We start from the raw sequence: 12871 nt of genomic DNA on the forward strand, positions 1-12871 counted from the left end.
AATTAAAGGCTCTACCACTCTTCTTTTTTGCCTTTAGGCAACAAACTAAAGAGATAATCCACCAAGTTATGGAGCTCCTCCTCACTTAAAACGCTTTTCCAGGCATTCATCCAAAAAGGCGGCAGGGGCGCTTTGGCGTCCTCAGGAACGGGGATGCGGCCGTCCATAATGACTTTTTTCACTTCCTCTTCCGTAAAGCCCTCGGCCACTCGATCGATGCGCGGAATTTCCCCGCCTTGCGAGTTGGGATTTTTCACGCCGCCTTTTCCATCCGGCCCGTGGCAGGTGGCGCAGCCGTATCGGGCAAAAATCGACTTTCCCTTTTCCGCCGGCGACTTGCCGTAAGGAGCCTCGGCCTTGCCCAGAATCAGCCATTGCCAAAACCCGACTGATTTCATCCCGTCGCGTTCCTTGCCGGTTCCGTCCCAGACCGCAAACCCGACTGGGAAGACGGCGTTCTCCTTGAAAACAGCGCCCTCTTTTGACGAAAATTTCCTCTTAAAAACAACGCTCCATCGCCCGTCAACCCATTCCCCGTTGGCCTCGATATCCTGCGCGTTTTGACGGGTCAGCGTTCCAAAGCCCACGGCGATTAAATTTTCTCCCGCTTTGTCGTGAAACTTGATGGTTGTTTCAATCGCGTCCTGCCGGTAAAAATCAGCATAAGCTTTGGGGAAACGCTCCGCCTGCTGGACGATGGCGGCCCATCTCCAAATATTGACCGGATTGTTGATATCTCCCATAAAAGGCGACGGCAGCGTCTTTGATTTCATCGGAAACTGCAAAGCGCAGGCATCACTGAAGCGATTGGTCAAATCCCAACGATCGTCCTTGGTCGCGTCTTTCCACTGAAGGCGAAAAGCGACCTCTTTCGCGGAATAAAGGCTTTGCACCGTCAGCGTTGCGACGGAACCGCCGCCATGAGGAGAAACCATGCTTTGCTTGGACAAAGGAACTTCCACCGCCTGAGCTTTCTGCCAGACGGCATCATTAGGGTCCATCGTCAACTGATCGACCTTGCCCGATCGAATCAAGACTTCCGCTCCCCGGCTGTCTTGACGGATGCCGAACGTCAAGAATACGACGAGACCCAGAAAATTAAATCTTCTCATGAACAACCTCCCTGGATAAATTGGCTAATTGCAGATAAAATTCGCCGGGCTGGCTTTCTCCTAAGCGCTTGACGAATCCTTCCACGGCGGGTTTTAAAAATTCCGTGGTCAAAGAACGAATGGCGTCTCTGGTCACTTTTTCTTTTTCTTTCCATCGATGGCGCCCGGCATAAACGGCTTTAACATGAAGATAGCTGACGAGCTCAAAAAGAGCCGGCAGAGAATCGGGCCTGTTGCCGGAGGCCGCCTCTACCCCGAACGCCTTGTAAAACCCGGCTAAATCCGCGGCCTTTTTGGCTTGATCGAACGGATTTTCGGTCAAATAAACGGTCGCATCCAGGCTCACGCTGCCGCCTGAGCCGAACAACCGGTGAAAATCTCCGGCCAGGATTTCCCGGGAAGTTCCCGCGAACGAATCCCGAAGTTTTTCAAGCTGCGCCCGGCGTTTTTTGCCCGCGGCCGCGCAACAGTCCGCGGCTTTCTTGAACAGGTTCTCGAATCGCTTGCCCCAGGCTTCATCAGGATAAAGGAACCCCACGGAAATCAACCGCCACGACAGCACGCTCAGGCGCTCCGCTGCTGATTCCGGCAAAACCGGAGACAAAGACTCAGGTGACGCTGTGTCTGTAGACATCATGTTTTTCATCTTTGTAAACCCGAAACACAATCGGCTCCTTGACGGGCACGCGCACGACTTCCTGGCCGTTTAAGATGGCCGCCGCTTGGCCGTCTTTAACCCAGAAACGGTCCACCAGGTGCTCGGTAGATCCGAACAGGCTTAACAACCCGACCAGTTTTTCCTCGCGCTTTTTATAAGTCGCGATGGCCTGATCAACGCCCGGGCCGAACATCTGCTTTAAGTACGCGGTGTCGACATGAATGGGAGGGATGTAATAGACATTCGGCGACGTGCCCATCTGCGGATAAAGCGGCAAGGCGACTTTAGCCACGTGCACCAAATAATCAATAGGGTTGTTGGCATCCGCTTTTTCCGGCGGGTTGATGAAGCCGGCCATGCGTATTTTTCCGATGCAGGTTTGAACGCAGCGCGGCGCGATTCCTTTCTCGATCAAAGGGTAGCAGGAGATACATTTTTCGGAACGGCCGGTGTTGGGATTAAACATCGGTTTCTTGTAAGGACAGGCCCCGACGCATTTTTGGTAGCCGCGGCACCGGGCTTGATCGATGAGCACGATGCCGTCTTCTTTTCTCTTGTAGATGGCTTGCCGCGGGCAAGCCGCCAAGCAGGCCGGGTACGTGCAATGGTTGCAAATTCGCTGAAGATAAAACATCCAAGATTTGTGCGTGCCCTCGAAGGTGGCTTTCTCGCCGATGGGCCGGTTGACTTCGTCTTCGCCGAGGTTGGGATGAGCCCAATCTTCGGGTTCGGGGATATAGCCCGCGATATCCTCTTTATCGTCGCCGCTTTCAAAGATCGTGGAGCCCGCGTAGGTTTTTCCTTCCCATTTTTGGGGGCCCAGTTTGTCGAGAATCTTAACGTCGTAGGCCAACGGATAAAACCCGAACGGCTTGGTTTCCACGTTGTTCCAGAACATGTATTCCTGCCCCTTGCCCGATGTCCACGTCGTTTTACAGGCGATGGTGCAGGTCTGACAAGCAATGCATTTATTGGTGTCAAAGACCCAGCCGATTTGCCTCTTGGGAGGAGAGGCTTCGTACTTATAGTATTGATCTCGATTAATCTGCCAATTATGAACTTTAGCCATAGTATCCTCCCGCCAAATAAGTTTTCATGGCTTGGGACTCGTATCCGGGCCGCAGGCCCAATTGAGCCGGCCTCCACAAGGAATGCTCGACCCCGCCGGGCTCCGCCTTGGTGAATTTCACGAAGGACTCCTTGGGCGCGCCGACCGTGCAATGGATATCAGCCGCAAACCCTTTGCCGATGGTCTGGCCGAAATAGTCTTTGCGCGCCAGGGTATCCGTCTGACAAGTCGGACGCAGCCACGCGCGAGTCGACGATTGATGCGAGCCGTAACGAAACATGGCCTGATATCCGGTCCTGGGATTCCTGGCCAGCTTATCCGCATTATTCTCATGACCCTGGACGGATCCATACGTCGCCACGAACATGTGAAACCAGGAACGCGCGATCCCCTTGGGGATGCCCAGATAGTGGCGGACGCGCATCATGGCGCGATGAACCTTGTAATCCTCGGGTTTCTTTTGCCAGCCACGGAACGGACGGTCCGAGGGATCGGCGTCCACATAAACATAATCGCCGTCCTCCAACCCCAACGATCTGGCGTCATCGGGGTTTAAATCCACATAGCCTTCCGTCACCCAGGGTTTCCTCTTGTCCCGCCGGTGAAAATCGCCGAACGGCCCAAACCAAACGGAAATCAAATCCACGTCAACCGGCGTCGTATGAGCGCCGTGGCGGAATTTGGGGGTGATATAAACATGCTGATACCCGTCTTTTCTCAAGGGATGCCGGGTGTGGGGAACGTCCGCGGGCGCGTAGATGACGTTTCTGATCTGACGCACCTCCGTCGACAAGTCGGCGACGGACAGGCCGTAAGCCTCCGGACCCTTAGGGCGTATCAAATGTTTGGCGCCGCAAACAATGACATTGGGCTCGTACGGAGTGCCGTCCACGGGCTCTCGATGCACCGGAATATTTTCGCCGTGCTCCAAAAATTCCGGCTCATCGCGATAAAATTCCAGCCGCCCGGATTTGGTGTAGTGGGGCTTCGCCTCGTTCGACTGTTCCCAGCCCATAATTTTTGGGTAAGTCCTCGTCATCAGGAGCACCGGGACGCCCTCCTTCGCCTTGGCGTGAAGTTCGTCGATGTTGTAACCCTTGGTCGCATTCGAATGATCAAGGATTCTCTGCAGATAAACTTCCACCCGGTTCTCATGCACGAATTTCCAGTAGTCGATGAAGCGGTTGTCCTTCGTGAGCCCGGCCAACGCCTTGCCTACTCCGGCCATGACCTCGATATCGCCTCTGGTGTCATGCAAGCGCTTCATCGGGGTTTTAGGGAACAACTGAAGGAATGGGTTCGTCACCGCGGCCGTCATGTCCGGGTATTTGAACTCGGCCCAGGAATCCACCGCAAAAACCACGTCCGCGTATTCGCAGGAAGCGGTCCACCACCAGTCGCTGACCACGATCGCCTCAATCTTCGGCAAGGTGTTCATGACCACGTCGTGATGCCATTTCAGGTTCCCCAAAATCGAGTTGCCGTTGGAAAACCACATGAACTTGGTCGGCGTGGGCATGTGGCTTTTACCGGTGAAATTCTTGTTGCCGACCCGCAACGGCCGGTCGCCGTAGTTGAAGTAATGAGCCGACTCGTATTTGTTGTAAACCTTGTAATGAGGTTTTTTGGCCGGATCGAGCTCGATATCGAACGGGTCCTCCGAAAGATACAACGGCAGGCCGTTGAAATACGCTCCCCGGTAATTGCCCGCGTAAGAACCGATGTTGCCGCCGTGGTACCCGATATTGCGGGTCAACGCGCACACCAGCATCGTGGTGCGATCCTTAAGGTCATTGTTGAAGAAATGGTTGGGTCCCATGCCGATCGGAATCAAAGTTTTCATCTTATTCTTGGCGATTTCCCGGCCCAGCCAAACGACCGCGTCTTTATCCACGTGGCAGAGATCGCTCACCGTATCGGGAGTAAAGTGAGAAACATGCTCTTTAATGAGGTCGAAATTCGGCCGCACGTCGACTTTGGAGCCGTCCGCCAGCGTGACCGTGAACTTACCCTCCAAGGCCCAATTCTTGGCTTGCCCGGCGTCGTCGCGGGTGACGATTTCGGGTTTTCCGGAGGCCGTATTCCAAGCGACAAAATCGCCCCACTCATTTCTTAATTTTTCGGTGACCACCTGGCGGTCCTGATGTTCGGGAGCGGGCGGCTTCTCCCCCTCTTTAAGAAGCTGGGTGTTTTGCAAAACCGCGGGCTTGTAGTCCTTGATCAAGTCCTGCGGTTTCAAGAGCTTGAGCGTATCTAAACGCACCAACAGAGGAAGGTCCGTGTGCCCGCGCACAAATTCATCATCGTAAAGCTTCTCGCTGATGATGACGTTGGCCAGGCCCAGGGCGAACGCGGGATCCGAGCCGGGCCGCACGACGATCACCTTGTCCGCCTTGTTTGAGGTCGATTGATACTCGCAAGCCACGGTGACGACTTTAGTCCCCTTAAGCCTGGCTTCGGTCAGCCAGTGCCCGTCGGGCATTTTTGTTGAAATCCAGTTCATGCCCCAGCAGACGATCAAATTCGCGTTTTCCGCGGTGGCCAGGTCAAAATCAATGGTCTGATGTCCACAAACCATGGTATGTCCGGGCGGAAGGTCGGTATGCCAGGAGTAACTATCCCAAGCGCGGCCGCCGACCGCCTGATCGGGGCCGACGCCGCGAATCTTGGCGTCAAGCAGCGCTAAAGAATTGGCGAATCTATTCATCCCAAAAATGCGCGTGGCGCCCAGCAGAGGCATGCCGCCCCTAAGCTTGATCGCTTGAGTGCCCACGCCGTTCATGGCTGAGATCATGTCCGGGTCGTACTCTTGAGCCTTGAGGTGTTCTTTGCCTTGATCGCCGTTATACGTCCTGGCGATATTGTCCAAGGCCCGGGCGACGATGGAAAAGGCTTCGTCCCAGTTGACTTTGACGAAGGGCTCCTTGCCGCGCTGCAAATATTTTTCAGGCACCCGGCCGTTGGATTCCCTGGGAAATCCGGCATCCACCCATTCCTTGAACCCCTTCCTGATGGACGGGTATTTCGCCCGGCGCGGGCCGTAGACTTTCCTGATCATGGCGAGCCCCTTCTGGCAGCAGCGGGGATCCCATCGCGCCGACGCCTGATTTCCATAAATGTCGGTGGCCTTGCCGTACCCGTACGTCGGTCCCAAATACATGCAGACCCCGTTTTTGACATAAGCTTTAAGCAGGCAATTGTGCGTATCATTGGGCGCGCACATAAAGGTAAAAGTGGAATCGGCATTGACCAAATCCCGGTAAACTTTTTCCCAATCGCGAGACGGGTAGTAATCAAGCGGATTATCCGTCTTGACGATGGGCTCAAGCAAAGCGAACAGCGGTTCGCTGGCCATCAAAACAGCGGCGCTTGCGCCGGAGTACTTGAGAAATTCCCGCCTGTTGAAATTCTTTTTAAACATTTCCATCAAACGTTCCCCCTTCTTCTTTTTTAATTGCCTAGATCCGCGAGCGTAAGACGACCCAACATTGTTTTGAGCTTTTTGTCCGCCTGCACGACGTGTTTATGAGCAACGCATCGGCCAACTTTTCCGTTGGAACAAAAACCCAGAAGGCATTGATGCCCGGGCGCCACCGGCTCTTCAACGGCGCGCACGATATCAAGGAGCCGCACGCGCTCCGGTTTCTTCGCCAAGGAATAACCCCCGCCCGGGCCCCGGCGCGAATGGAGCAGGCCGCGATGAGCCAATCTTTGAAATATCTTGGCCAAATAGTTAGACGGTAAATGGCGAAAACCGGCTATTTTATCGACCAAGATAAAATTCCCGGCCGGGAGCCGGGCAATAGCGCCCATCCCCTGGATGGCGTAGCGCACTGTGGGCGATAATTTAATAAGACGGATTTCCGAAGTCATATATCCTAATTCTGTTTGAAGTTCGTGCAACACTACTGCCTTATTCCAGGCTGCAGGGCATTAATGCTTTAGGACAAACAAGGGACAAGGGGGACAGGACGGTCCCAGGCCGGATTATGAAAGATCGCCGGAACTTTTTTGAAAGACTCTCAGGCGGCGATCCCGAGAAAGACTTGCGTTATTCTTCGGTCAACACCCGCAGGGTTTCCCAACGGTTTTGATCGGACCGGCGCAAGCGTCGGGCCGGCGCTCATGAGCGCAGCTTGCGGCGAGATGTTCCAGCTCCTTGCCGGTCAAAATCCGTTCCGCCAATGGGAAAAGAACTTCAATTTCTTTTCCGATGTGAGACCGCAGCACCTCAATAAAATGCGCAACGCTTTTTTGCAGAACGGTCCTGGGCGAATCGGGGCTCCAGAGGGCGATTTCTTGAACCGTTTTGCGAATCTCCTCATGCTCCTGGTCCATGACCGCAAGCGGGCCTTGGTCGCGCCCAAGATGAGGTTCGAGCGCCTTGTAAATGCCCCCTTCTTCGACATGGGCATGTCGATCCACGGCCACCCGCAACAGCTCAACCATGCCTTGAACAGCCTCGGGTTTATATCTGGCTGGTTGCTTGTTGGCCAGTTCGATCCGGTCCAACTGCGTCAAAAAAACATCGTGCTCCGAATTCAAACATTCAGTGGCTTTCATAAATACCTCCTTCTTAAGGCAAAACCTCGCCTTTTTTCGACTTTTCAACGGCGCTGATCACCAGCTGCTTCAACGTATCCATGGCAAAAGGCCGGTGCAGCAAATAAAAAATTCCCATTTCGAGAATCTTGCGGTCTTGTTGCGGCGCCTCGGCCGACGTGATGGCGATCACGGGCAAACGCGGCCTCATTTTTTTAATGACGCCGTAAGCGGCCAAGCTGAAATCAAGTATGGCTTTCAAGTCGTAAATCAAAACATCGATATTCTTCTCCAACAGCGCCAACTCCGTCTCTTCAACGGTATCGGTGAAAATAAGCTCAGAATTTCTGAAAGCGCCGGCGAGTTCCCGCTGTAAGGAACGATCCGACGTTCCGATCAGAAGCGTTTCTCTCTTGTTTTCCATGATATGTTCAGCCGGCCCGTTGATCTCCGATCACATAAGTAAAAAAGATATCCGCCATCGGGTTTCCACCCATCGAGGACACTCTCAGGCGCCAGTTCTTACCGAGCCATTGATAAAGGCCGATATCCATGGCGCCGGCTTTGGAAAGCCTTGAATTTTTGGGGATGTACTCGCCAAGGATGCCCGTTCTCTTGAGAAACCTGATTTCTCCTCCCGCAAAAAAACCGTTGAGACGGTTGAAACCGTAAGAGACGCCCGCCTTGGCATAACGATCCCCGAGGATCACGCTTTTACCCAATGAGACGAACGGCGAAGGGCCCGCGCTCTGATGGAGAAACCAAGAACCCCGGCGCGTCACGTCCCATATCCCGACGGCTAACGCGGGTATGAGATGAGTTTCCTTAAGCGGCCGGTATTGCAAATTAATCCAGGTGTCGGCCTGCTTATTTTTAAGGCTGATGACAAACACGCCCAACTCAACGCCTTGCGCCAATCCCAAATCCAAACGGTTGAGCCCCCGCCAATCCTTCGAGCTCTTTCGCTCGTAAAGGCCGAACTGCCAGATACTGCTTCGGCCCGGATTCAGCGTCTCGGCAAAGGGCGTCGCAATAAAACGTCCCGCCCTGATCTCAATCGTAACCCCCATTAATAAAACGGCGGCCAAAATGAATGTTTTTCTCATCGCCCTAAAAATTTTTGCAACAACACGGCCAAAACGCTCATGGTCTGATCTTCACGCGGAATTCTTTTTACGCACAAAAATATGCCCGGCCAAAGAAGAATCGATTGCGGCCATCGTATGACCCACGGAAATCACATAAGCCGGGGATACCTGGCCGACCCTGATTGTTGCGCCGGGAACGAATCCCAGGGACATTAATTTGTGCAGTTCCGGGCGATCGGCCGGAGCAAGATAGGCGATGCGGCCTTCCTGGCCGGTGGACATGGCCAAGACCGGGATCACCACCGGTCCTGTTTGGCGCTGCGCGCTTTGACAACAGCGGCCGTCCGGAACCGGCAATCCGTGGGGGCATTCCGAGGGATGCCCCAGCAGCGTGCAGATGGCGTCCTCGACATCTTGAGTGATGACATGCTCAAGGCGGCAGGCGTTGGGATCAAGCTGTTCCAAAGGCATGTCCAAGATATCTTTCAACAGCCGCTCGGTCAGACGGTGCCTGCGCACGATATGGCGGGCCAGCGTGCTTCCTTCTTCGGTCAAACAAACCTTTTCCGAACGGATTTCAGCCAGGCCAAGATGAAACAGACCCTCTAGAACGGACTCCCCGACCGTCTCTTCGATGGCCGCTTCAAGGATTTTCTTGTCCTGCTGCCCCTGATCGGCCAACTGCCAGATCACGCTGACCGCTTGCTCCAGGTTCTCCTGTTGAGCGGTCGGTATCGGAAATTTTTTTGAAATCAGGCGTGTTTTATCCGTCATTTGAAACCTCCTCGATCGCGCGCATCAGATGATCTTCGGACACTGCGGAAAGATGATGCTTGAATCGAATGCGCCTTGATGAATCGACGATCAACAAATTGCGCAACGGACAGGCGTCATTCGGGTGGGCATACCCGAGGCGCCGTCCGATTTCATCCTCAGGATCGGTCAGCAAAATAAAAGTGGGATTAAATCGCCGGGCAATCATCTGCGGCGTTTCCACGTCGCGGCCCAAAACGCTGATGGCCGCGACAGCGACCCTCTCGCCATGAAGCCGGTTGATTTTCTCCGCCAAAGGAATTTTCTCCTGACAGGTCGAGCAGAGATTCGTCATCCAAAGAACCGCGCCTTTTTTGCGGCAAAGGATATCGGACAAAAAAACGATGCGGCCGGAGAGCTCGCGAAACATCATTTCCGGGGCTTTGCCGACGATGTCGCCGGCTTTGCGCGACCATTTTTCCTTAAGCTCCAGCAGCGGATAAATCCATTGAAAAATACGGCCCATGTCACCACCCCATGACGAGCAACACCTTATTCAAGGCTCCGGCCACGATCACGGCATAAATCAGAACAAAACCTGAGATGGCGGCCGCCGCTTTCATTCCTCGTTCCCTGACGGTCATCATGAACTGCGCGATGCAGGGCATGAAGAGCGTGATCGCCGTAATGGCCACCGTGCTTTGGCGAACATTCAAGAGTCCTTCGCGCTGCATTTGAAAAAGCCCGGCGGCGCCGTAGTCCCTCCTCAAAAATCCCACCAGAAAAGATTCGGCCGCCTGCTTGGGCAACCCGAGGAAGCCAGCGATCACGGGCTCCATCCAGCGTTCCAAGGCCTTGAGCCAGCCGAAGGCGTCAAAAAAATAAAGAACCAGCGTGGCGTAAACAAAAATCGGAACGACTTCTTTTAAATACCACTTCAACCGGCTGCTCACTTTTTTCAAAAGATTGCCCATGATCGGAACCCTCATCGGTGGAATCTCCAAAATCAGCGGTGAAGCGGCGCCCGGAAGCAGCCGCGACAGCGCGGAACCCACGCCCAAGAGCGTTCCCAAAGTCACCACGAGCCAAATCGCCAAAACCCAATGGGACATGCCCGAAGCCATGCCCAAAATGACCCCCAACTGGGCCGAACAGGGAACCGCGAGCGCCAGCAGGAAACTGGCCAGAATTTTTTCCTTGCGGGTGTCGAGAATCCTCGTGGTCAACATGGCCATGGTGCCGCAGCCCAACCCCAAAATCATCGGGAAAACGGCCTTGCCGTTGAGCCCCATGGCCCTGAAAAAACGATCGGACAATACGGAGAGCCGGGGCAGATACCCCGTGTCCTCCAAAACGCCGAGCGCCAGGAAAAAAGCGGTCACAATCGGCAAAATAAGCGCGAAAGCGTAGGTCAACGCCATCGTGAAAACGCCGTAGTCTCCGATCAGCATATCTCCAACGAAAGGCCAGGGGATGAGGGTCCGCACGATAGCGGAAACCGCGGGGTTCACGTATTTTCCGAAGACAACGTTTTCCAAAAAATCGACCGCAATCTGAGCCGCGAAAACGCCCACGAATTCATAAAAAATCCATAAAACGCAGGCCGCGATCAGGTACCCCGGCCAGGATTGAAGGCACCAGGCGCCTAGGCGCGCCACCCACAATTCCCGCTTCCCCAGGTTGACAGTTGCGGGCCGCTTCAGCACTTCGGCCGCGAGTCGCCCGGCCTCATCTTGGCGCGATTGCGCCATCAAACGGCTCATCGGGCCGGCGGCGTTGCGGCGGATTTGCTCAAGGCGCCCGAGCGCCTCATGGCCCGTGTCGCGCTTTAACAGCGGAATCAATTCCTCGGGCGTCAAATGATTTTGAAGAAAGAGGGCGCCCAGATGACGGATATCGACGGGCAAGACCTGCTGCGCTTGCCAGACGGCCTTGGCCAGCGGTGCGGGGTAAACATTTTTCTTGACCGGCCGCGCGGCTCTTAAGAACGCGGCCTGCAATTCTTCGAAACCCTCTCCAGTCGTCGCCACCGTCTCCACGACGGGAACTCCGAGCATTTGCGAAAGCTTAAGGCTGTCGACTTGATAACCTCTGCTCAACGCTTCGTCCTTCATGTTTAAAACCAGCACCATGGCAATATCAAGCTCGGCGAGTTCCAGCGTCAACGAGAGCGCCCGCGAAAGATTTTTAAGATCCGCCACCTGCATGATAAGATCGGGACCGCTGAAGAGCAGGGACCTCGTCACCCTCTCTTCATCGCTTAAAACCACAAGAGAATTGATGCCGGGGCTGTCCACGAACTCCACGGTTGCGTTCCCCGCCAAACCCATGCCTCGCGCGACATCGACGGTCGTGCCCGGATAATTCGACACCATGACGTAGCGGCCGGTCAACCGGTTAAATAGGGCCGACTTGCCCACGTTGGGCTGGCCCACGAGCACGATGCGTTTCGTGGCGACGATCTTGCCTTCGGATACCGGCGCCGGATTAAGCATGGCTGAGCCTGGCGTTTGACGGCAATAGAACCGGCAAGGGGCCGCCCACGCGCTCCACGGAGGCAGGCGCCAATGTCCGCCCCGACCAAAACTTGACGGCCTTGCCCGCCACAAACGTTTCCGCTTTGCGGGCGGCCTCAGCTTTTGCTTTTCCGTACGTGGCGACGATGGCGTTGAGATCGTCGATATCATAGAGATAAACTTGCGGAACGCGCCCGGCCGACGGCTCCACGTCCCTGGGGACCGCGATGTCGATCAAGAAAAGAGGGCGCCCTCTGCGCCTCTTCATCAATGCGCGGACCTGGCTCTCGCTCAAAATGATATCCGCGCTCGCCGTGGAACACAGCGCGACATCGACATCTTCCATCCGCTCGATGACCGCCTCCCACAACAAGGCCTGCCCGCCGAGCTCCCGTGCTAATTCCTCGGCTTTAGCCGATGTTCGATTGGCCACAAGGATGGATTCCACTTTTTTCGATACAAAATGCCTTGCGGCCGCACCGGCCATTTTGCCCGCGCCCAAAACCATGACCCGGCACGCCGAGAGCTCGCCGAAAATTTTCTCCGCCAAGACGACGGCGGCCGAAGAGACCGAGGTAATGCCGCCGGCTAAACCCGTCAAGGACCGGGCTTCTTTTCCGGCAGCGATCGCTGATTGAAATAACGGGTTCAACAAGCGTCCTGTGGTTTTGGCTTCGAACGAACTCTGATAAGCCCAGCGCACCTGCCCCAAAATTTGGGGCTCTCCCAGGATCATGGAATCGAGGCCGGCGGATACCCGGAATAGATGCTCGACCGCGGCTAGATTTTCATGATGATAAAAATGGCCGCTCAAATCATGAGCCGCTTTCAGACGCCAATCCTCAAGAATATGTTCCCGCAAGCCCGAGCAGCCATCATCCGCCCAATAAATCTCCACCCTGTTGCAAGTCGAAACAATAACCGCTTCCCGGGCCCCGAGCGATACGAGGCGGCGCAGGGCGCCGGCAATATCCGCCGTAGGAACGGCTAATTTTTCACGCAATTCTACGGGACAGGATTTATGATTTACTCCGAGCAGATTGATCCGTTGGATTTCCATCTAAATCTCTTTATTTTCTTTGCAACAAAAAGGCCAAACGGATTTAGAATGGATGTAGAGATTGGGACAGAGA

At 54.8% G+C, this 12871-nt stretch carries 12 protein-coding genes; all 12 read right to left on the bottom strand.

Annotation, left to right across the window (positions count from 1 at the left end):
* Positions 1-11: 11 nt before the first annotated feature.
* Positions 12-1112 carry a c-type cytochrome gene (locus tag HYT79_03280; protein MBI2069600.1) on the bottom strand — a complete coding sequence of 367 codons (1101 nt, stop codon included), beginning with the start codon at positions 1110-1112 and terminating at the stop codon, positions 12-14.
* Positions 1099-1749, bottom strand: coding sequence for a molecular chaperone TorD family protein (locus HYT79_03285; GenBank protein ID MBI2069601.1), 651 nt, complete (start codon positions 1747-1749; stop codon positions 1099-1101). Before HYT79_03285 ends, HYT79_03280 begins: the two co-directional genes overlap by 14 nt.
* Complete coding sequence (locus tag HYT79_03290) at positions 1721-2839, bottom strand: dehydrogenase (protein MBI2069602.1); 1119 nt, start codon at positions 2837-2839, stop codon at positions 1721-1723. The genes HYT79_03285 and HYT79_03290 overlap by 29 nt, the downstream gene beginning before the upstream one ends.
* The gene (locus HYT79_03295) at positions 2832-6269 is read right to left on the bottom strand and encodes a molybdopterin-dependent oxidoreductase (protein ID MBI2069603.1); all 3438 of its coding nucleotides are present in this window, start codon (positions 6267-6269) and stop codon (positions 2832-2834) included. Before HYT79_03295 ends, HYT79_03290 begins: the two co-directional genes overlap by 8 nt.
* 20 nt (positions 6270-6289) lie before the next feature.
* Complete coding sequence (locus HYT79_03300) at positions 6290-6712, bottom strand: Rrf2 family transcriptional regulator (GenBank protein MBI2069604.1); 423 nt, start codon at positions 6710-6712, stop codon at positions 6290-6292.
* A 189-nt stretch (positions 6713-6901) separates the two neighbouring features.
* Positions 6902-7402 (bottom strand): hemerythrin domain-containing protein, encoded by a 501-nt coding sequence (locus HYT79_03305; protein ID MBI2069605.1) that lies wholly within the window; start codon positions 7400-7402, stop codon positions 6902-6904.
* Between the two features lie 13 nt (positions 7403-7415).
* A complete protein-coding gene (locus HYT79_03310) occupies positions 7416-7805 on the bottom strand; it encodes a hypothetical protein (GenBank protein MBI2069606.1) in 390 nt (129 codons plus the stop codon).
* 7 nt (positions 7806-7812) lie between these two features.
* Entirely contained in the window at positions 7813-8487 is a 675-nt protein-coding gene (locus HYT79_03315; GenBank protein MBI2069607.1) for a hypothetical protein, read from the bottom strand.
* A gap of 51 nt (positions 8488-8538) precedes the next feature.
* A complete protein-coding gene (locus HYT79_03320) occupies positions 8539-9243 on the bottom strand; it encodes a metal-dependent transcriptional regulator (protein ID MBI2069608.1) in 705 nt (234 codons plus the stop codon).
* Positions 9233-9748: a redoxin domain-containing protein gene (locus tag HYT79_03325; protein MBI2069609.1), complete on the bottom strand. Its 516-nt coding sequence runs from the start codon at positions 9746-9748 to the stop codon at positions 9233-9235. The genes HYT79_03320 and HYT79_03325 overlap by 11 nt, the downstream gene beginning before the upstream one ends.
* A 1-nt stretch (position 9749) precedes the next feature.
* Complete coding sequence (gene feoB / locus HYT79_03330; GenBank protein MBI2069610.1) at positions 9750-11717, bottom strand: ferrous iron transport protein B; 1968 nt, start codon at positions 11715-11717, stop codon at positions 9750-9752.
* The gene (locus tag HYT79_03335) at positions 11710-12798 is read right to left on the bottom strand and encodes a glutamyl-tRNA reductase (protein ID MBI2069611.1); all 1089 of its coding nucleotides are present in this window, start codon (positions 12796-12798) and stop codon (positions 11710-11712) included. The genes feoB and HYT79_03335 overlap by 8 nt, the downstream gene beginning before the upstream one ends.
* Positions 12799-12871: the final 73 nt, after the last annotated feature.

The organism is Elusimicrobiota bacterium, assembly GCA_016180815.1.
GTDB lineage: Bacteria > Elusimicrobiota > Elusimicrobia > JACQPE01 > JACQPE01 > JACPAN01.

Coding starts and splice junctions, on each gene's coding strand:
- feoB (MBI2069610.1), bottom strand. CDS start 11,717: ATGCTTAATCCGGCGCCGGTATCCGAAGGCAAGATCGTCGCCACGAAA.
- HYT79_03305 (MBI2069605.1), bottom strand. CDS start 7,402: ATGAAAGCCACTGAATGTTTGAATTCGGAGCACGATGTTTTTTTGACG.
- HYT79_03325 (MBI2069609.1), bottom strand. CDS start 9,748: ATGGGCCGTATTTTTCAATGGATTTATCCGCTGCTGGAGCTTAAGGAA.
- HYT79_03315 (MBI2069607.1), bottom strand. CDS start 8,487: ATGAGAAAAACATTCATTTTGGCCGCCGTTTTATTAATGGGGGTTACG.
- HYT79_03300 (MBI2069604.1), bottom strand. CDS start 6,712: ATGACTTCGGAAATCCGTCTTATTAAATTATCGCCCACAGTGCGCTAC.
- HYT79_03335 (MBI2069611.1), bottom strand. CDS start 12,798: ATGGAAATCCAACGGATCAATCTGCTCGGAGTAAATCATAAATCCTGT.
- HYT79_03320 (MBI2069608.1), bottom strand. CDS start 9,243: ATGACGGATAAAACACGCCTGATTTCAAAAAAATTTCCGATACCGACC.
- HYT79_03285 (MBI2069601.1), bottom strand. CDS start 1,749: ATGATGTCTACAGACACAGCGTCACCTGAGTCTTTGTCTCCGGTTTTG.
- HYT79_03290 (MBI2069602.1), bottom strand. CDS start 2,839: ATGGCTAAAGTTCATAATTGGCAGATTAATCGAGATCAATACTATAAG.
- HYT79_03310 (MBI2069606.1), bottom strand. CDS start 7,805: ATGGAAAACAAGAGAGAAACGCTTCTGATCGGAACGTCGGATCGTTCC.
- HYT79_03280 (MBI2069600.1), bottom strand. CDS start 1,112: ATGAGAAGATTTAATTTTCTGGGTCTCGTCGTATTCTTGACGTTCGGC.